Source organism: Actinomadura luzonensis, from assembly GCF_022664455.2.
Classification (GTDB): Bacteria; Actinomycetota; Actinomycetes; order Streptosporangiales; family Streptosporangiaceae; genus Nonomuraea; species Nonomuraea luzonensis.
Genome location: NZ_JAKRKC020000003.1, coordinates 401,543 through 420,716, shown reverse-complemented (window position 1 = coordinate 420,716; position 19,174 = coordinate 401,543). Strand labels below are relative to the sequence as shown.

17 protein-coding genes are annotated in these 19,174 nt (G+C 71.6%); 12 read left to right on the top strand and 5 right to left on the bottom strand.

What is annotated here, in order from left to right; translation table 11 throughout:
• Positions 1-4: 4 nt before the first annotated feature.
• The 3 genes from MF672_RS46975 to eccCa are packed head-to-tail and all read right to left on the bottom strand — an operon-like array spanning position 5 to position 5,420.
• Positions 5-1,138, bottom strand: a complete 1,134-nt coding sequence (locus MF672_RS46975; protein WP_242373748.1) for a transglycosylase SLT domain-containing protein — start codon at positions 1,136-1,138, stop codon at positions 5-7.
• On the bottom strand, positions 1,135-1,440 hold the full coding sequence (locus MF672_RS46970) for a hypothetical protein (protein WP_242373747.1): 306 nt from the start codon (positions 1,438-1,440) through the stop codon (positions 1,135-1,137). The genes MF672_RS46975 and MF672_RS46970 overlap by 4 nt, the downstream gene beginning before the upstream one ends.
• Positions 1,437-5,420: a type VII secretion protein EccCa gene (gene eccCa / locus MF672_RS46965; RefSeq protein ID WP_242373746.1), complete on the bottom strand. Its 3,984-nt coding sequence runs from the start codon at positions 5,418-5,420 to the stop codon at positions 1,437-1,439. The genes MF672_RS46970 and eccCa overlap by 4 nt, the downstream gene beginning before the upstream one ends.
• 212 nt (positions 5,421-5,632) lie before the next feature.
• On the opposite strand from eccCa, the gene eccD reads away from it, so the two are divergent.
• The 8 genes from eccD (at position 5,633) to MF672_RS46925 (ending at position 12,096) form a co-directional block, all read left to right on the top strand.
• Positions 5,633-7,063: a type VII secretion integral membrane protein EccD gene (gene eccD, locus MF672_RS46960; RefSeq protein WP_242373745.1), complete on the top strand. Its 1,431-nt coding sequence runs from the start codon at positions 5,633-5,635 to the stop codon at positions 7,061-7,063.
• Positions 7,064-7,072: 9 nt separating this feature from the next.
• A complete protein-coding gene (locus MF672_RS46955; RefSeq protein WP_242373744.1) occupies positions 7,073-7,507 on the top strand; it encodes a YbaB/EbfC family nucleoid-associated protein in 435 nt (144 codons plus the stop codon).
• Between the two features lie 232 nt (positions 7,508-7,739).
• Positions 7,740-8,087, top strand: coding sequence for a WXG100 family type VII secretion target (locus MF672_RS46950; protein ID WP_242373743.1), 348 nt, complete (start codon positions 7,740-7,742; stop codon positions 8,085-8,087).
• A 5-nt stretch (positions 8,088-8,092) separates the two neighbouring features.
• On the top strand, positions 8,093-8,401 hold the full coding sequence (locus MF672_RS46945) for a WXG100 family type VII secretion target (protein WP_242373742.1): 309 nt from the start codon (positions 8,093-8,095) through the stop codon (positions 8,399-8,401).
• Between the two features lie 80 nt (positions 8,402-8,481).
• Positions 8,482-8,874: a hypothetical protein gene (locus tag MF672_RS46940; protein WP_242373741.1), complete on the top strand. Its 393-nt coding sequence runs from the start codon at positions 8,482-8,484 to the stop codon at positions 8,872-8,874.
• Positions 8,874-10,226 carry a WXG100 family type VII secretion target gene (locus MF672_RS46935; protein WP_242373740.1) on the top strand — a complete coding sequence of 451 codons (1,353 nt, stop codon included), beginning with the start codon at positions 8,874-8,876 and terminating at the stop codon, positions 10,224-10,226. Before MF672_RS46940 ends, MF672_RS46935 begins: the two co-directional genes overlap by 1 nt.
• Positions 10,223-11,326, top strand: coding sequence for a pentapeptide repeat-containing protein (locus MF672_RS46930; protein ID WP_242373739.1), 1,104 nt, complete (start codon positions 10,223-10,225; stop codon positions 11,324-11,326). Before MF672_RS46935 ends, MF672_RS46930 begins: the two co-directional genes overlap by 4 nt.
• Positions 11,323-12,096: a WXG100 family type VII secretion target gene (locus tag MF672_RS46925; RefSeq protein ID WP_242373738.1), complete on the top strand. Its 774-nt coding sequence runs from the start codon at positions 11,323-11,325 to the stop codon at positions 12,094-12,096. Before MF672_RS46930 ends, MF672_RS46925 begins: the two co-directional genes overlap by 4 nt.
• A 35-nt stretch (positions 12,097-12,131) precedes the next feature.
• Here the strand turns inward: MF672_RS46925 and eccB are convergent, their stop codons facing one another.
• The gene (gene eccB, locus MF672_RS46920) at positions 12,132-13,574 is read right to left on the bottom strand and encodes a type VII secretion protein EccB (protein ID WP_302893411.1); all 1,443 of its coding nucleotides are present in this window, start codon (positions 13,572-13,574) and stop codon (positions 12,132-12,134) included.
• A 94-nt stretch (positions 13,575-13,668) separates the two neighbouring features.
• Between eccB and MF672_RS46915 the strand changes: the two genes are divergently transcribed.
• Together MF672_RS46915 and MF672_RS46910 are read left to right on the top strand one after the other, a co-directional pair.
• Positions 13,669-14,055 (top strand): hypothetical protein, encoded by a 387-nt coding sequence (locus MF672_RS46915; protein WP_242373736.1) that lies wholly within the window; start codon positions 13,669-13,671, stop codon positions 14,053-14,055.
• Between the two features lie 5 nt (positions 14,056-14,060).
• Positions 14,061-15,398 (top strand): WXG100 family type VII secretion target, encoded by a 1,338-nt coding sequence (locus tag MF672_RS46910; RefSeq protein ID WP_242373735.1) that lies wholly within the window; start codon positions 14,061-14,063, stop codon positions 15,396-15,398.
• A 109-nt stretch (positions 15,399-15,507) separates the two neighbouring features.
• Here the strand turns inward: MF672_RS46910 and MF672_RS46905 are convergent, their stop codons facing one another.
• Positions 15,508-16,626 carry an FAD-dependent oxidoreductase gene (locus MF672_RS46905; RefSeq protein WP_242373734.1) on the bottom strand — a complete coding sequence of 373 codons (1,119 nt, stop codon included), beginning with the start codon at positions 16,624-16,626 and terminating at the stop codon, positions 15,508-15,510.
• A gap of 266 nt (positions 16,627-16,892) precedes the next feature.
• Here MF672_RS46905 and MF672_RS46900 point away from each other — a divergent pair, with 266 nt between their 5' ends.
• Positions 16,893-17,501 carry a TetR/AcrR family transcriptional regulator gene (locus MF672_RS46900; protein ID WP_242373733.1) on the top strand — a complete coding sequence of 203 codons (609 nt, stop codon included), beginning with the start codon at positions 16,893-16,895 and terminating at the stop codon, positions 17,499-17,501.
• Between the two features lie 357 nt (positions 17,502-17,858).
• Positions 17,859-18,386: a hypothetical protein gene (locus MF672_RS46895; protein ID WP_242373732.1), complete on the top strand. Its 528-nt coding sequence runs from the start codon at positions 17,859-17,861 to the stop codon at positions 18,384-18,386.
• Positions 18,387-19,174 lie beyond the last annotated feature (788 nt).

The window sequence follows — 19,174 nt, the reverse complement described above, 5'->3', positions numbered from 1 at the left end:
TCCCTCAGTACGGCTTGTAACCGCCCCCGCTCTCCAGCGAGGCGATGCCCGGATGGTGGGCCAGGTCCCCGTACCGGCTGTAGGTGTACAGGACGCCCGCGATGATGTTGTCCACCGGCTCCCGGATCTTGTCGTACCCCGGCAGGTGATGGGCGTTGAACGTCGGCGGGATGGTCTGCATCAGCCCCTGCGACGGCACGCCGTTCTGCGCGTTGACGTCCCAGTTGTTGATGGCGTTGGGGTTGCCTCCGGACTCGTGGTAGATGATCGTCCAGATGCGCTGGATGTCCGTCGGGTCGTTCGGGTCCAGGTCGCTGACGTCCAGGCCGCGCTTGCGCAGGACGGCCGCCATCTCCGGCGACCTGATGACGGTGAGCGCCTCCTTGATCCAGTCCACCACCTGGGCCTTCGGCGCGGGCGCGTTGCCGTACGAGGACGGCGCCCCCGCGCCACCGCCGCCCGCCCCGCCGCCACCACCACCGCCGCCGCCGCCGTTCTGCAGGCCGGGCGGGGTCTTGGGGTCGGCCGAGGACAGGGTCGTGGGGCTGTAGCCGGCGACCTTCTGCCAGTCCACCTTGTTCTCGCCCGGCTGGAAGTCGGCCCCGCCGGGCTGCCTGATGCCCTTGAAGAAGGCGAAGCCGTTGCCGAGCTGCTTGTCCAGCGCGCCCTTGGCCGCGGTCAGCGCCTCCTCGGCGTCGCTGACGGCCTTCCTGGCCGTGCCGACCGGGTCGCCGCCGAGCCGGCCCTTCACGTAGCCGTCCACGTCCTCCTGCTTGGCGTCCTGGTGGTCGCGCTTGTAGTCGCTCTCGGCGGAGGTGGCGTTGGCGTGCAGGGTGCTCACCGTGTCGAAGGCCGTCTGGAGCTTGCCGGCGGCCGTGTCGAGGGCCGTGGCGCAGGCGGAGAGGGCGTCGCGCAGGTCGCCGCCCGCCTTGGGGTAGGCGGCCATGTAGGTGGCGAAGGCGTCGGCGCTCGCGCCGTTCCAGGCGTTGCCGACCTCGGCCACGCTCTTGACCAGGCCGTTGGCCGAGGTGGCCGCGTGGCCGCCGGCCGTGCGCAGGCCGGCCGCGAGGTCCCGGACGGCCTGCGGGTCGCCGTCCACCTTCTTGCGCAGCGCCGCGAGCTCGCTGACGACGCTCATGCGCCCGAGCCCGTCTCGGCGTTGCGGAAGTTGGTGGCGACCTGGCTGAGCGCCCGCTCGACGTTCTCCAGGCGGTTGCGGCCCTCGCCGAACTCGTCGCCGACCGACTTCCAGACCGCGTCGATCTTGGCCGCCAGGCCGGCCGCGCCGTCCAGCTCGCCGAAGATGTCGGCCTTGGTGTCGCCCTGCGGCGCCTTGACGCCGGAGTCCACGAACGCGTCGTCCAGGTCGAGCATGTTCCTGACCCGGCGGGCCTGGCGTCCGCACTCCTCCAGCGCCTGCACGTGCACGTCGTAGGTCATGCCTCTCCCAAGTAGGCGGTCTGGATCAGCCGCGCGCCCTGCCGGCGGTCCACGTAGTAGCCGCGGCCCACGGGCAGCGGCGTCGGCCGGACGTTGCCGAACAGCGGGCCTTCCTCACGGTTGCCCGACATGATCAGCGCCGGGGTGGCCATCTCCTTCATGCGCTGCACGGCCTGGTCGTACATGGACCGGCTGGCGCCGCCGCTCTGCCGGGCCAGCACCAGGTGCAGGCCGATGTCGCGGGCCTGCGGCAGCAGGTCGGCCAGCGGCGCCAGCGGGTTGCTGGAGGTCGCCACGAGGTCGTAGTCGTCCACCACGATGTAGAGGTCCGAGCCCTGCCACCAGCTCCGCGCGCGGAGCTGCTCGGGCGTCAGGTCGGCCGGCGGCAGGCGCTTCAGCAGCGCCGAGCGGGCGTCCTGGATCAGCTCGGCGGCGGCCGTGCTGGAGGCGGCGTAGCCGATGCGGTGGTCGGTGACGGCCGTGTCCAGCAGCGAACGCCGGTAGTCGAGCACGATCATCATCGCCTCGGCCGGCGTCTTCCGCGCGACCAGGCCCTCCATGACCAGCCGCAGCACGTTCGACTTGCCGCACTCGTTGTCGCCGAACACGATGAAGTGCGGGTCGGTGTCGAAGTCCAGCAGGACCGGCGCGAGCGCCTCCTCGTCGATGCCGAGCGCGATGCGTCCCGCGCCCGTCTGCGCCGGCCCCGGCAGGTCCGCGGCGGGCAGCAGCGACGGCAGCAGACGCACCGGCGGGGCCGCCGGGCCCTGCCAGGACTGCCGGACGATCTCCACCAGCGAGCGCACGCCGTCGGAGACGTCGTCGGCGCCCGGCTGGCCGTCGATGCGCGGCAGGGCGGCGAGGAAGTGCATACCGTCCCTGGTCAGGCCGCGTCCCGGCACGCCTTCGGGCACCGCGAGCGACGCCTTCCTGCTGATCTCCGACTCGTAGGCGTCGCCGAGCTTGAACTCGATCCTGGTGCCGAACAGGTCGCGGATGCCGGGCCGGAACTCCGACCACTTGTTGGTGGCCGCGATCACGTGGATGCCGTAGCCGAGCCCGCGCGCCGCGAGGTCGGTGATGACGGCCTCCAGGCTCTCGTACTCCTGCCTGATCGTCAGCCAGCCGTCCACGACCAGGAACACGTCGCCGAAGCCGTCGCTCGGGACGCTGCCCTCGGCGACCATGCGCCGGTAGGTGGCGATGGAGTCGATGCCGCGCTCGGCGAAGCCGCGCTCGCGCTGGCGCAGGATCGCGCCGACCTCGGCGACGGTCCGCCGCACCCGGTCGGTGTCGAGCCGGGTGGCCACGCCGCCCACGTGCGGCAGTCCCGACAGCGCCGCGAGGCCGCCGCCGCCGAAGTCCAGGCAGTAGAACTGCACCTCGCGCGGGGTGTGGGTGAGCGCCATGCCGGCGACCAGCGTCCGCAGCACGTTGCTCTTGCCGCTCTGCGGGCCGCCCGCCACGCCGACGTGCCCGGCCGCGCCCGACAGGTCCAGCCAGTACGGGTCCCGCCGCTGCTCGAACGGCTTGTCGATGATGCCGACGACGGCGTGCAGCTTGCCCCGCCCCGGCCAGCCCGGCGTGGACAGGCCCAGCTCCGGCGTGACCGACAGCGGCGGCAGCAGGTGCGCCAGCGTGGGCGGCTCGCCGAGCGGCGGCAGCCAGATGCGGTGCGCGGCCGGACCGTGCCCGGCCAGGCGCTGCACCACGATGTCGAGCAGGCTCGCCTGCGGGCCGCGCTCGTCCAGCTCGGCGGACGGGGCCTCGGCGGCCGGCTGCGGCACGACGGGGAGCGGCACGTAGCCGGAGCCGTACTCGACGACCTGGCGCAGGATGGTGTTGCCGTCGCCGCCGCCGGGGCGGCGGCCGTCCGGCTGGTACGACCCCGACACGTACGCGGCCTTGAACCGGGTCATGCCGGTGGTGTCGAACTTGAGGTAGCCGTTGCCCGGCGCGGAGGGCAGCTCGTAGGCGTCGGCCACGCCCAGCACGACCCGGCTCTCCATGGCCGAGAACGTGCGGAGGCCGATCCGGTAGGACAGGTGCGTGTCCAGGCCGCGCAGCCGTCCCTCCTCCAGGCGCTGCGAGGCCAGCAGCAGGTGCACGCCCAGCGACCGGCCGAGCCGGCCGATCATGACGAACAGCTCGATGAACTCCGGCTTGGCCGACAGCAGCTCGCTGAACTCGTCCAGCACCACGAACAGGGTCGGCATCGGCGCCAGCTCGGCCCCCTGCTCCCTGGCCCGCTCGTAGTCGCGCAGCGAGGCGTAGTTGCCGGCCGAGCGCAGCAGCTCCTGGCGGCGCACCATCTCGCCGTGCAGGGCGTCGTACATGCGGTCCACCAGCGGGAGCTCGTCCTCCAGGTTGGTGATGACCGCCGAGACGTGGGAGAGCGACTCCAGCCCGAGGAAGGTCGCGCCGCCCTTGAAGTCCACCAGGACGAAGTTGAGGATCTCGGAGGAGTGCGTGATCGCCAGGCCCAGCACCAGCGTGCGCAGCAGCTCCGACTTGCCGGAGCCGGTGGCGCCGATGACCAGGCCGTGCGGGCCCATGCCGCCCTGCGCGGACTCCTTGATGTCCAGCTCCACGACCCGGCCGTCGGCGCCGAGCCCGATGGGCACGCGCAGCCGGTTGCGGCCGGCGCGCGGACGCCAGACGACCGACGGGTCCACGAGAGACGGGTCGCCGACGCCCAGCAGGTCGGTCAGCGTGGTGTTGGCCGCGAGCACGTCCTCGGTCTCGCCGCCGCCGGACGACGCCGAGGAGCGCAGCGGCGCGAGCTGGCGGGCCAGGCCCTCGGCCCGCAGGTAGTCGAGCCGGTCGGGGTCGCCGAGCCGGGTGCGGTGCTCCTTGCCGGCGTGGTCGAGCTTGACCATGTGGAAGCCGTCCGGCTGGATGTCCAGCCGGAGCGTGCTGTTCTCCTCCACCTCGCCGGTCGAGCCGGACAGGTCGATGACGGTGACGCCCTGGATGGCGTCGCTGCCGAGCTGGGAGTCCTGCGGCACGTGCCCGCCGTCCACGATGAGCACGTGGTACGGCAGCGCGTCGGCCGCCGAGCCGGGCCGGAACCGGGCGCGTTCCTTCAGCTCGCCGCCGACCAGCCGGTCCAGCTCGCCCATGTTCTCCGTCATCAGCCGCACCTGGCCGGCGGCGTCCACTTCCTCCGGATGCAGCGCGTGAGGCAGCCATTTGACCCATTCCCAGTACGGCATCCACTCGGTGCCGGCGCAGATCATGATCCGCAGGTCGTCCGGCGAGTGGAACGTCGAGAGCTGGCAGATCACCGCCCGCACCAGGTCGCGCACCCGCCCGGGGTCGCCGGTCATCCGGATCCTGGCGAAGGAGCCGAGCGCGACCGCGACCGGCAGCCCGGAGACCGTGGAGTGCGCCCTGATGAACCTGCGGAGCGCGCCCGCCGACAGCGCGTCCAGGTCCTCGACCGGTTTGGAGTCCGGCGGGATGAGCTGCACGGCCAGCTTCTGGACGCCGGTGCCGAGCCGCACGGTGGCGAAGTCCTCGTCGCGGGGCCGCCGCTCCCACAGCCGGGGGCCCATGGCGATCCACCACAGGGACTCCGGCTCGGGGCCGCTCCACTCCAGGGCCTCGCGCTGCTGCTTGGCCGCCCGCCGGGTGCGCCTCCGCACCTGGCTGAGGTAGCGGAAGTAGTCGCGGCGGGCGCCGTTGAGCCGGTACTTGCGCTCGCCCGCCTGGCGGCCGATCTGGCCGGCGGTCATGCCGACCATGGACACCGCGAACAGGCCGCTCGCGACGTACATGATCGGGTTGGCGTTGCCGTAGGAGGTGAACATGAGGGCCATCGCCGCCGCGCCCGCACCCATGGGGAGGTAGGTGAGGACCGCGGAGAAGCCCTGCGGCTGGACCTCGGGGATCTCCGGGGGCGATTCGAGAAGGACCTCGCCGCGCGGTGGCTTCGGGCCCGGGCGGCGTTCCGGGCGGCGTACGACGACGATGCTCATCGAGACGTTCTTACCAGAAGAGACCCGATATGTTCTCTGTTGTCCGTGACCATTGGTGGGGACGGAGAGTTGAGATGGGACATATCGTTCAGGGACCTCCGCCCGGTCCACCGCCCCCGATCCAGGGGCCACCCCCCGGCTACGGCGGCCCGCCCGCCTTCCCGCCGGGACCGCCAGGGCCGCCGGGACCACCGGGTCCCGCGGGCCCGCCCGTGCCTCCGGGGCCGCCGCCCTCGGGGCCCTTCCAGCAGGGCGCGCTGGCCCAGGTGCCGGTGCCGCTGCCCGCGCAGTGCCACGTCACGATCGTCGGCCCCCGGCGCAAGGCCGACCTGGCGCTGCCCGCCGACATCCCGCTCCCCAACGTGCTGCCCGGCCTGCTGCGGGCGCTCGGCGAGGTGGGCGGCGAGAGCGCCGCCGCGCCCGGCTGGACGCTCCAGCGGCTCGGCGGCCAGCCGTTCGACCTCGGCCAGAGCCTCGGCGCGCTCGGCGTGCTCGACGGCGAGATCCTCTACCTCAGGCCGCGCGAGGCGATGCTGCCGCCCGCCCTCTACGACGACGTCGCGGACGTGGTCGCGAGCGGCGTGCGCGAGGGCCGCGGCGCGTGGAGCGCCAAGCACACCAGGGTGGTGGGCGCGGGCGGCGCCTCGGCCCTGCTGGCGCTCGGCGCGGGCGGCCTCGCGGTGTCCGGCATGCCGGCGCTCACCGTCACGATCGTGGCCGGGCTGCTGGCGCTGCTGCTGATCGTCACGGCCGCGCTGCTGTCGCGGGCGGTCGGCGACTCGCTGGCGGGCGCGCTGGTCGGGCACGCGGCGCTGCCGTACGGGCTGGTCGCGGGCCTGTTCGCGCCCGGGACCTCGGCCGGGATCGGCGCGCCGCACCTGCTCGCCTCGCTGGCCTGCACGGCGCTGGTGGCCGCGATCGCGGGCGCGCTGGTCTCCGACGGCGTCCAGGGCTTCCTCGGCGCGGCCGGCGCGGCGACGGTCGGCGGGATCTGCGCGGCCGTCGTCATGGTGTTCGCGCCGCCGCCCGCGGGGGTGGCCGCGATGGCCATGGCCGTGCTGCTGGCGCTCAGCCCGCTGGTGCCGACGCTGTCGTTCCGGCTGGCCAAGGTGCCGCTGCCGGCGATGCCGACCACGGCGGAGGAGCTGCGCAGCGACAACCAGCGCCTGGACGCCCCCGCGATCCAGGAGCGCACCCGGGTCGCGCAGCGCTACGCCACCGGCATGATCGCCGTGATCGGCCTGTCCGCGCTGGTCACGCAGGCGCTGCTGGTCATGGCCGACGGCTGGGTGGCCGACGCCATGACGGTCTCGCTGTCGCTCACGCTGATCATGCGGGCCCGGGTGTTCCGCGGGCTCGGCCAGCGCCTCTGGCTGATCGGCGCGGGTCTGGCCGGGCTCGCCATGCTGGCGGTCTCGCTGTTCGGCCAGGGCGGGATCGTGGGCTCGCTGGCGGTGGCCATCGGCATCCTGTGGCTGGCGCTGATGACCGTCGGCATCGGGCTGTGGCTGGCGACGGGCCGGCCGTCGCCGTTCTGGGGGCGGGCGGGCGACATCCTGGACATCGCGCTGATCGTCCAGCTCTTCCCGCTCGCGCTGGGTGTCCTCGAGGTCTACACCTGGGTGCGCGGGCTGTCCGGTTAAGGAGAGGCAATGCAGGAGTTCGGCGACTTCGCCAAGATCGACATCGACAAGCTGCTCAAGGGCATGGACGACCAGCTCGGCCGGCTCGGCGAGTTCCAGAAGCGCGCCGGCGAGTGCGTGGGCCGGGCCGAGGACGAGAACGGCTTCGTCAGCGTCGAGTACGGCCAGAACGGCGTCCAGGAGCTCACGCTGCACCCGAAGGCCATGCGGCTGTCCTCGGGCGAGCTGGCGGAGCTGATCAAGGCGACGCTGGCCGACGCCACGAGCGACTACCAGCGGGCGTTCGGCGAGCTGATGACCGAGGTCTTCGGCGAGGCCGGCAACCCGCTGACGTCCTCGCGGGCGGCGCTGGAGGACCTCGAACGGGTCGAGAAGATCCACGACCGGGCGTTCCACGACGTCATGGGCGAGCTGGACCGCATCCGGCGTCGCCTGCAGCTCTGACGTCACCCGTCGACACCTGACCTGAACCGAATGTCAGGGCATATTAGGGCCTCGACCAGCGCATTTACCGTAAAGTCGCCTTCGCGTGATCGATCCGTAATTTGATGTTTCTGGGAATTGCGGGGTTGATGGTGACTAACATGCCATTTGATGTTGTCTGCGGGGGTAGTCCGTTCCTCACGGGGGAGACCGCTCGCCGCGACAGACGAAGCATGATGACCTTGGAGGTCCAGTGTCACTGTACGGGGCCAGCCCGACTCAGCTGACGACCGCTGCGGGCTATTGCCAGGACACGGCGCAGTACATCGAGGGCATGCGGCAGCGGGTGCAGGAGATCAAGGCCGGCCTCAAGTGGCAGGGCGGCGCTTACCAGAAGTTCAGCAACGCGATGGACCAGTGGGACGTCGAGTTCAAGGGGGTCATCAAGATCCTCGAGGACATCTACGACAAGCTCAACATGGGCGCCGGCGTCTACCGCAACGCCGCCGACCAGAACATGGACATCGTCGGCGGCTTCGCCAGCGACGGCAACGCCGGCCGCATCGACTCCCTCATCAACGCCAACCAGAAGGCGAGCTGACCCTGATGTCGATCCAGCCCGACGACTACACGTACGTCAACTTCGGCTCCCTCGAGTCGGCCTACGAGGAGCTCAAGAAGGTCGTCACCGAGCTCGACCGGGTCACCGACGACCTGTACCAGGACATCAAGAAGGAGCTCGGCGCGAGCTGGGAGGGCGAGGCGGAGCGCTTCTTCGACCAGAAGCGCGAGCAGTGGAACCAGCACGAGAAGGCCATGGGCCAGCAGCTGTTCCAGGCCGCCACCGCGGTCAGCGTCGCCAAGGGCAACTACGAGACCGCCGAGCGGCGCAACATCAGCATCTGGACGGACTAGCCGCCCGGCTCGTTCCTCTTCTCGGTCATCGCCCCGATCCCGGCGCGGTGGCCGAGAGCTCTGTCGTTTGAGGGTGAGGCATGACGCAGAAAGACGCGATGGAGGGCGGTCCCGACCCTCTGGCCGTCGACGGCCATCTCTTCGACGGCGACGCGCGGGAGAACTCTCCGCAGGCCATCCGCGCCGTCGCGCAGGAGCTGAGGATCGGCTACGAGGCCATGCTGGGCCACAGCGAGCGGCCCAACGGCAACATCGACCAGCTCTCCAAGGGCGGCGAGCTGTCCGCGGCCCAGATCGGGCAGTGGAACGACGCGCTGGCCCTCGCGGCCACCGTGGGAAGTCACAACGCGGGGGCGAAGTTCGCCGAGGTCTACCAGAAGTTCATCGACGCTTACCGGGACGTGGTCGAGGCCGTCGAGACCAGCGCTGAGAACCTGGACCGCGCCCGCCGGGGGAACGAGGGTAACGCCTGATGAGTGAGCGGCAGGTCGTCGTCATCCTCTCCTTCGAGAAGATGCCGCAGGGCGACTGGCCCCAGCTTGAGGCCGACGAGATCAAGCGGCTGCTCGGGGACACCGATCCTTTCACGATCCAGGGCGCCGGGCAGACCTACCAGTACGCCTCCAGCAAGGTCGACGCGGCGATCAGCACCCTGGAGGAGCACGCCGCCAAGATCGCGCAGGTCTGGAAGGGGCCGGACGCCGCCAAGGCCCGGCACGCCCTCGAGATGCTGCACGCCTCGGGCAAGGAGCTGTCCACCAAGCTCAGCCTGATGGGCAGCGCCCTGCAGTCCTACGCGGGCCACCTCACGGACGCCAAGAGCAAGGCGAACGAGGAGGTGACGGTCCCGGGCGCGAACCAGATGAGCTCCTCCGAGGAGAAGGTCGTCCGGGACGGCCTGGAGAAGGTGCAGGCCCAGCGGGCGCTGTGGGAGCTCAACAAGCAGATCGTGAGCCTCTACAACATCGAGGTGCCGCACGACGTCTCGTACGAGCTGCCGACGGTGACGATCCCGCCGCTCGTCGACCCCGAGCAGGTGGACTACCCCGACGGGCCGGGGACGACCGCGCCCAAGCTCAGCTCCGTGAACTACGACACCTCGTCGGGTTCGACCGGCTCCTCGGGCAACGGCTCCTCCGGCTCGGGGTCCGGCTCCTCCGGCAGCGGCTCCTCGGGCTCCACCGGCCCCGGCTCGGGCTCCACCGACCCGGGCGGCAACGACCCGAACGGGTCCAACCCCGGCGGATCTGACCCCAACGGGTCGGACCCGAACGGTTCCGACCCGAATGGCTCGAACCCGAACGACCCGGGCACGCAGCAGCCGTCCGACCCCGGGGCCCAGAACCCCGGGCAGACGCAGAACCCCGGGGCCCAGAACCCGGGCGGCGACACCGTGCCGCCGGTCATCGGCGCCGACGACCGCACCACGACCGACGGCTCGAACGGCCTGGACCCGCGCCAGACCGACGTGGCGAGCTTCCAGCCGCAGACCGGCGTGCTCAACCCGTCGCTCAGCACGTTCACCACGCCGCCGCCCGCCACCACCATCAGCCCGCCGCCCAGCATCGGCCTGAGCCCCGTGGGCGCCACTCCCGGCGTGCCCTCGGTGATCGGCTCGCCGGGCCTGGTCGCCGGCCAGTCGCCGCTCGCCGCGGCGGCCGGGCGTGGCCTCGGCGGCGCCTCGTCCGGGATGCCGTTCATGCCGTTCATGGGCGGGGCCGGCGGCGCGGGCGAGCACGGCGACCTGGAGCGGAACACATTCCTGTCCGAGGACGCGAGCTGCTGGACGACCGGCCATGACACGACGGATCCCGTGATCGGATGACAGGCGACAGATCGAACGGGGGCGCCAACCCCTACACGCTCAACCTGCCGGGCCTGACCGCCGACGGGAAGCCGTCGTCGGGCATCTCCTTCACCAAGGGCGAGCTGGCCAACGCGGGCACCAGGATCGAGAGCCAGACCGAGCTGCTGAGCAGGCTCAACCAGTCCTCGACCAACCTGCCCGTGCCCTGGCCGCACTTCGGCGTGCTCGGGATGGGCGTCCAGAGCGTGCACGAGAAGGCCATCGAGAGCCAGCGCAGCGCGCTGGAGCGGGCCCGCGAGGCCCTGGAGACCTGGCAGCCGGCGCTGGTCGCGGCCGACAAGAACTACAAGAAGGCCGACGACGAGAGCGGCAAGCCGCCCGGCAGCGACCTGCCCCCCGGCGGCCTGCCCACCGGCCTGCCGAAGACGGATCTGCCGACCGGCCTGCCGAAGACGGACCTGCCCGGCACCGACCTGCCCGGGACGGACCTGCCGGGCACGAACCTGCCCGGCACGAACCTGCCGGGCACCGACCTCCCGGGCACCGACGTCCCGGGCTCCGACCTGCCCGGCAGCGACCTGCCCGGCAGCGACGTCCCCGGCAGCGATCTGCCCGGCGGCAACCTGCCCGGGACCGACCTGCCGGGCACGAACCTGCCCGGCGCCAACGGCAACCAGCCGAACATCCCGACCACGGACCCGGCCGACACCCGCGTCCCGGACCTGGACTCCGCGCTCAACCCGAACAAGACCGACCTGTCGGCGTTCCAGCCCACCGCCACGCCGCAGGTCCCCACGATCGACCCGAACGCCGCCGGCCTGAACTCCCGCACCGGCGTCCCCGGCTCGATCGGCCTGCCCGGCTCCGGCACGGGCGCGGGCGGCGGCATCGGGGCGGGCGGAGCCCTGCCCGGCGGCGCGGCCGCCGCGCTGCGCGGCGCCGCCGGCTCGTCTGGCATGCCGATGATGCCCATGATGCCGATGAGCGGCGCCGGCGCGAACGGCAACCAGGAACGCGACCGCGACAAGACGGTCGGCCTGGGCGAGGACGAGGGCGTCTGGGGCGGTGACGAGGACATCGCGCCTCCGGTGCTCGGCCAGGAGGATGACCTGCTGTGAGCGTCTACAAGGAGTTCTCCATGGCCGCCGCGTTCACGGCGACGGCCGCGGCCTTCATGATCCGGTCGCCCTGGGCCTTCTACGTGGCCACCGGCATCGGCACCATGATCTCCGACCCGGAGGGCATGGAGGAGTCGGCCAAGCAGTGGCGCACGTCCGACCGGGGCGGCCTCACCGACGAGCTGGACGAGCTCGACACGCAGCTCGCCGGCCTGCGGACCCAGCTCCAGGAGAAGGGGACGTGGGAGGGCGAGTCGTTCAAGGCGTTCGACGCCGTCCACACCAGCTACAAGGACTCGCTCAAGCAGCTCAAGGAAGTCCGCAACAGCACCGGCGACGGCGTCGAGTCGACGGCCGGCTTCTACAAGGTGAGCGTGTACGCCTGCAACGCCATCGCCCTCGGCATGATGGCGTTCGGCATCTGGAAGCTCGTCTCCAAGGCCAACCCGGTCACCGCCGCCGTCGCCGAGGGCTCGGACCCCGTGGTGGGCAGGACCTTCCTCACCGCGGCCAAGCAGGTCCTCCGCAAGCAGGTGATGGTGGCCGGCGGTCTCACCTTCGCGCTGTACTCCGCCGTCCAGGCGAGCGAGATGAGCGGCAAGATCTTCCCCTCGCTCAAGGCCATCCCGACCGAGATGTCCTCGCTGCAGAGCGGCAAGGGCATGCCGTTCACGCAGGACGGCATGACCTACGACGAGAACGCCGGCAGCCTGATGCCGAAGATGGACGAGTCCGCCAACCCGTACGGCGGCGGCTCGTTCGGCACCTGACGCCCGTCCCCCTGGCCGGGGGACGGGCGCCCGCCTCACTGCGTCGGCGCCTGGGGCTGCTGCTGGATGCCCTGCACCTCCTGCACCGGCGCGCGGGCCGCCGCCGGGTCCAGCATCGGCCCGTCCGGGATCAGCCGCAGCAGGTGCGCCGGCACCGGCGCGACGTCCGCCGCCTCATACCCCAGCTTGCCCACCAGGTCCGCCGACGACAGCGCGAACCTGCGGCCCTGCTCGGTGATCAGCGAGTACTGCTGCACCGCCGAGAGCTGCCCGTCGCCCGGCAGGGTGCCGGCCAGCACCGCGCTGCCCGCCGGCAGCATCACCTGGTCCACCTTCTCCGCCCCGGCGCTCGCGCCCGGCGTCGGGATGCGCATCCGGGCGCCCGTGGTCAGCACCGCCTTGGTGGAGCCCTTCTGGGTGTCCCGGTAGACCGCGCACAGCGGGGCGGACATGCCGGGGGAGCGGAAGCGCGGCATGGTGTCCGGCAGCGGGCTCTCCATCGGGTGCTGGGCCGACACCTTGGTCGCGTTGGCGCTGGCGGCGTCGATCGCCGTGTCGCGCACCGGCTGGCGGCCGTAGGCGACCTTGCTCGCCGGGTCCAGGAGCAGCAGCATCGCCTGCGTGTGCTTGATCGGCGCCAGGCCGTCGGCCATCATCACGTACCACCGCTCGCCCGTGCCCGCCACGGACGGCACCTTGTACACTTGCCCGACCCGCGACGCCCTCCCGCCCGGCCCCGGCACCTTCTTGCCGCGCTGCGCGACCTTGGGAGCGGCGAAGTCGACCCCGGCGGGGATGCCGTTGATCCACGACGCCGGGACGCGGCGCGGGGTCTGGTCGGTGAGCCGGTCCACGTTCGTCACGCGCATGCGCTGGTTCGCCCAGAGCACCCAGCTCTGCTGGCCGTCGTTGACGACCAGCGCCTCGCCGCCCACGGGCGTGCCGCCGACGTCCGTGCCGCCCACGAGCGTCGTGAACGGCTTGCGCACCCCCGTCGCGTCCATGCCCTCGGTCACGCACACCGACCACGGGGCCTTGACCAGCCGCTCGCGCTTCGGCAGCGAGTCGGGGGCGCCCTGGATGCCGACCTTCTGCCCGCGGGCGAAGCCGGCCAGCGACTCGGCGGAGACCGTCCTGACCTTGATGTCGTCGTTGTCGAGCAGGAGACGGGCCGAGACGTAGTTGGCGACCGGCTGGAGCCTGCGGGACTGCTGGTTGTAGACGTACGAGGCGCCGGTCTCCTCCTCGACCAGGAGCTGCCCGGCTTCGGTGAGCTTGGTGGCGTTGCCCGGCTTGAGCAACCCCCAGATCCCGAACCCGGCCACCACCAGCACCGCGACCAGCACTCCGGCGAACGTGGCCACGTTCTGCCGGCGCATCGGCGACTCGGGCACGTCCGGCTCGCCCTGCAGCAGCGCCAGACCCAGGCGCTGCGTCATGAGGCGATGCGCCTGATAGAGATCCTTCTGGGTCTGCATAGCGCCTCATGTTACGCAAGTTGACACTGAGTCTTCTGTACGGAAAAGGAACATTCAAGTAAGGTGCTTGATCGAGTGCCAAGGGGGAGGTCTCGTGGGCGAAACGCAACCACCCAAGAACTGGCCCGGCCTTGAAGCCGAGCGGGACGGCGTCACGTACGACGCCACCAAGATCGCGAACATCGCCGAAGCGCTGCGTGAGGCCATGAAGCCGATCAACGGCGGCGGCTACGGCGAGTACCAGGGCTCCATCCAGGACCTCAGCATCAACGGCTCGCTCTCCGACGTGCGCCAGCACCTGCAGAGCATCGACCGCTGGGAGGCCGGCAAGACGTTCGCCGCCACCCTGACGCAGGCCCACCGGGAGTTCCTGAACGTCTACCAGGAGGTCCTGGAGAACTTCTCCATCGCGATCGCCCTGGTCGAAGCGGGAGCAGGCGTCTACAAGACGACGAACGCGGCCAACGAAGGCGGGGCCTGACCGGCATGGGCGGCGAGAAGAAGAAGACCCACCAGCTGAAGCCCTCCGGCGCCGACTGGTCCGTGGAGACCGGCGGGCGCAACGTCGAGCAGATCGTCACCTTCATCAAGGGCTTCGACGCCACGCGCATCGCGCAGGCCGCGACCGCGTACAAGGACGCCCACAAAGCCGTCGGCGACGTCCGCAAGGCCATCGAGGAGCAGGCCGGGCAGCTCGCCAAGGTCTGGGAGGGCAACGCCTCGGTCGAGGCGCAGAAGGCGCTCGGCGTCCTCTACGTGACGATGGGCGAGCTGGCCGAGAAGCTCGACAAGATGCACACCCCGGTCGACAACCTGGCCAACGTGGTCCGCAAGCACCAGGCGTTCATCGACGACACCTGGAAGGGCGTCATGCCCACCTGGGCCAACCAGGACCTCGGGAGCTGGAACGACAGCATCCCCGACATCTACAGCACCTACAGCGGCGTCTACGGCGGCGACGACGCCAAGAGCGACTTCGGCTCCCAGGACGAGCTGGCCGGGCTGCACCTCCAGACGTTCGGCAACGACCTGCAGCACGTGCACGCGGAGATCCCCGACAGCGTCGAGAAGGTCCTGCGCGACATCGACTACCCGGTGCCGAACCAGGACACCCCGCCGCCGGTCCAGCTCCCCAACAACAACAACCGCCCGTACGGGAACGTCAACGCCTCCCCGTACGACGGCTCCGGCTACACCGGCCTGCCCGCCGGCCAGTACGGCACCGACAACCCCGGCTACGGCACCACCGACCCGTCCACCGGCTACCCCACCGACCCGAACGGCACGTACCCGCCGGGCGGCGACGGCACCGGCGACGGCACCGGAGGCAACGGCGACAACGGCGGCACCGGCACGGGCACCTCGCCCACCGGCGTCAACCCGGTGGGCACCACCGGGCCCGGCGGCACCAACCCGGCCTACAACCCGGCCGTCCACAACCCCTCCGCCACCGGCACCAACCCCTCCACCAGCCTCCAGGACTTCAACCCCGCGAACACCGCCGGCCACAACCCGGCCGGCACCCACCCGACGGCCGGCACCACCGGCTACGGCTCGCCCTCGACCTCGTCGTACGGGCCGGGCACCACGGGCGGCCCCGGCACGGGCACCGGCGGCGGCGTCATGGGCGCGAACCCGGCCGCCACCAGCATCGCCGGCCGCGGCGCCACGACGGGCACCGGCATGCCGTTCCTGCCGATGGGGGCGGGGGGCGGCGCGGGGGCGCAGGAGTCGGAGAAGCCGGAGTCGACGACGTGGCTGCACGAGGACGACGACGTCTGGGGCAGCGACCCGGGCACCGTGGTCAACAGCCGCATCGGCTGACCCCGCCCCGCCTCCTTCCCCACCCGAAGCCCTGACCGCCCGGGCAACCCCTCCCACCCCGGACCCCGGGCGGTCCCACCCTGTGATCGGCACCCCAGGGTGGCCCTCACTACCTCTCATGTCGCTCGATCAGCCCTTCGGCGCCACCTTCGAGCATCCGCGCCATCCCCTCCGACCGCGGCACCATGACACTCTCGTACCGGCGCACGGCCTCATCCACCGTCGCAGCCCCGGCCAGCGCCAGAGCGAGCTCACAAGCGTCGAGCATGGCCAGATTGGCCCCGACGCCCAGCGGCGGCATGAGGTGGGCGGCGTCACCGAGCAGGGTCACTCCCGGCGCGTGCTCCCAGCGATGCGGCACCGGCAGCGCGTACAACGGACGATCGACGTACGGACCGTCGTTCTCGCTGATCATCCTCATCATGGACGGCGCCCACCCGGCGAACGCGTCGAGCAACCACGCGCGGATCCCCGCGGTGTCCCCGACGCTCAGGCCGTTGGCCGCGATCCAGTCGGCCGGCAGGCGCTGAATGATGTAGACCCGGATGTGGTCACCGCTGTTGCGCTGCGCGAACAGCCCCCGTTCACCGTCGGCCGCGGCGGCCCCGCCCTGACCGACCAGCGCGGACAGCTCCGGATGCGCCTGCTCGACGTCCTGGAACCAGGCCTCCAGAAAGCTGATCCCCGTGTACAGCGGCACGGCCGACGACACCGCGGCCCGCACCCGCGAGAACGCCCCGTCGGCGCCGATGACGAGGTCCGTCTCCACGGTCGTGCCGTCCGCGAAGCGGATCCGCCGCGACCCGTCCGCCGCCGCCTCGCTCACCTTCTCGACGGTGTGGCCCCACCGCACGGTTCCCGGCTCCAGAGAGCCGAGCAGCAGGTCGCGCAGCTGCCCCCGGTCGATCTCCGGTTTGAACAGTTCACCCTCGGCCGGCACGTGGTGCGCCAGCAGGTGTCCCGCCGGGTCCAGTTGCCGCATCTCCTGCCCCTCCGGCCGCGCCAGCCCGAAGAACGCGTCGAGCAGCCCGGCCTCGCGCAGCGCGAGCTGCCCGTCGTCGGCATGCAGGTCGAGCGTGCCGCCTTGATCGCGCGCCCGCGGGTGCGGGTCGCGGTCGTGGACCGTCACGGGGATGCCGTGCCGCTGCAGGATGCGGGCACAGGTGAGCCCGCCGGGACCCGCCCCGATGATGCTGATCCGCGCAGCAGCCGGTGCTGGTGATTCCATGATCGTTCCTTCCGTTCGTACGTAGCCGGCGCGGCGAGCTCAAAGCCCTACGCCACCCTGAGCCACGGGACATGGGCAGCCGACAACCGCCCCCACGCCCCCTGCCGCCGCTGCGAACCGGCCCAGCCTCCGCCCGCAGGGATGGCACACCCCGCCCAGAAGCCGCGACCGGAGCCGATCCGCGCCACCCCAGAAAAGCAGAACGATTCAAAAAGTGCAACCAGTCAACTAATTGCCCGTGACCACCTTTGCGGTAGGGTGGCCGCATGGACACCGCACCCGCCGTCGGCCGCCGCGAACGCAAGAAGGCGGCCACCCGCCGCGCGATCGCCGACGCCGCCCTGCGCCTCTTCCTCGAACACGGCTACGACCGGGTGAGCATCAAGGACATCGCCGAAGCGGCCGACGTGTCGACGACCACGCTGTTCAAGCACTTCCCCGGCAAGGAGGCGCTGGTCTTCGACGAGGAAGCGGACCGCGAGGCGGAACTCGTCGCCGTCGTACGCGACCGCCCCGACGGCCAGGGCATCGTGGACGCGCTGCGCGAGCACGTCCTCGCCTCCTGGCTGGCGGTCGCCGCGCATCCCCGCCGAGCCGAGTTCACCGCCCTCGTGGACTCCACGCCGGCGCTCCAGCAGTACGCGGAACGCATGTGGACCCGGCACGCCGCCGCCCTCGCCGCCGCCATCGCCGAAGACGTCGGAGCCGGCCACGACGACATCACCTGCCATGCGCTGGCCCGTTTCGTACTGGAGATTCCCGCACTCACCCGAGGCCGCCGGGATCTCCGAGCCGCCGTCGAGGAAGTCTTCGACCTCCTCACCCACGGCTGGCGCCCACCCGCACCCGGCCTCCCGCCAGCCACAGACGCGTAATCTGCCGCCCTCAGGCCACCCCGAGCCCAGGCACGGGCCCTCGGTCCGGCGGACGCCGGATCGAGGACGGCCGCACGCCTCGGACGAACATCACTCCTCCCCACCCCGGCCCCAGGAACGATCTCTCCCCTGGGGCCGCCGCCTCCAGGGACGCACTCCACACCCCATCGGTTCACGCCCGGAACAGGCGCCTGCCACACCTGCAACAGACTCGATCGCAACGGCCCCCACCCCGGACCGGGCGAGTTCGATGGCGATGCCGGCAGTAGCGGCTGGTGCGTCCATCGCCGGCCCGGCACTCTATCTTGAGATCACCCGCTCCGCCGGAGCCGCAACGAGTTCGGGGGAAGGCATCTCATGACCCAAGCCATCGCCAAGGTACGCGGCCTGCCGACGGCAACAGTCGCGTGCTCGTACGGGGCGGCGGTGCTGACGCTGACGGGGCTCACCCAGGACGGTCACCTCGGCGATGCGATGTACGGGGTGATGAGCATGATCCTCATGGCCTTCCCGCTCTCTCTCGTCGGCGGCTCCTTGTACGGGACACTCCAACAGCTGTTCTATGACAAGAAGCATGAGGATCCCACCTACGGGATGGACTACCCGTACGGCTTGGATCACTTTCTCATGGCGTGGCCAGGGATCGTCACGGCGATCGTGCTGGCGTTCCTGCTGGCATGGCGGCGCACTCGCGCGGCAGGACGTGTCACGGGGTGGTTCCTGGCCGTTGCTGTCATCGTGGTGGGAGTGACGACCACCTTCGACGGCTGGGGGCCGCGCCGGCCCTACGGCTGGCCGTTCCTCGTCTACGGGCTAATCATGATCACCGGGTTGGCCGCCGTGAGAAGACCGGCCATGGACAAAACCGTCACCCGGAACGCCTAGTTCTGCTTTGCTGCCCATCCCCTGCACGGGCTGGGCCATGCGTGACGGCCAGTTCCAGCACGACACGTTGAATGAGTGCGCTCCCGGTCCTCTCGGATCTCGAAGTCCATCGCATCCCTCGTGGAGGGTGCTGCGACGACCACTAGAAGCAACGCCGGGCCCCGCGCCCTGTCGATCCACCCGCGGCACGCTAGCGCCCCGGCACGGTAGCCCGCCGCGGTACGGCAGCGCCCCTTCGGGACGGCCCACACCCTGTACCGTTCCCGCATCCGAGACGGGCTCCGCGCCCGATCGCTCCACGCTCGAACAGGCCCCGCCCGGGACGGTCCCCCGGGACGCCCCCTCCCCGGGATGGCCTTCGCTCCTGGGGTGGCCTCCGCTCCTGGGGTGGCCCCCGCTCCTGGGGTGGCCCCCGCTCCTGGGGTGGCCTCCGCCCCCGGGGGTGGCCCCCGTCCCCGGGGTGGCCCCCGCTCCTGGGGTGGCCCCCGTCCCCGGGATGGCCTCCGTCCCCGGGATGGCCTCCGTCCCCGGGATGGCCTCCGCCCCCGGGATGGCCTCCGCCCCCGGGTGGCCCCCCGTCCCTGGGATGGCCCCCGCCCCCAGGACGGCCCGTATCCGAGACCGCCTCGCATCCGAGACCGCCCCCACTCGGGGGATCCGGACCCGAAACATGCTCACACCCGCGTCGGCCCGCACCCGCGTCGGCCCGCACCCGCGTCGGCCCGCATCCGAGACGGCCCCGCATCCGAGACGGCCCCGCATCCGAGACGGCCCCGCATCCGAGACGG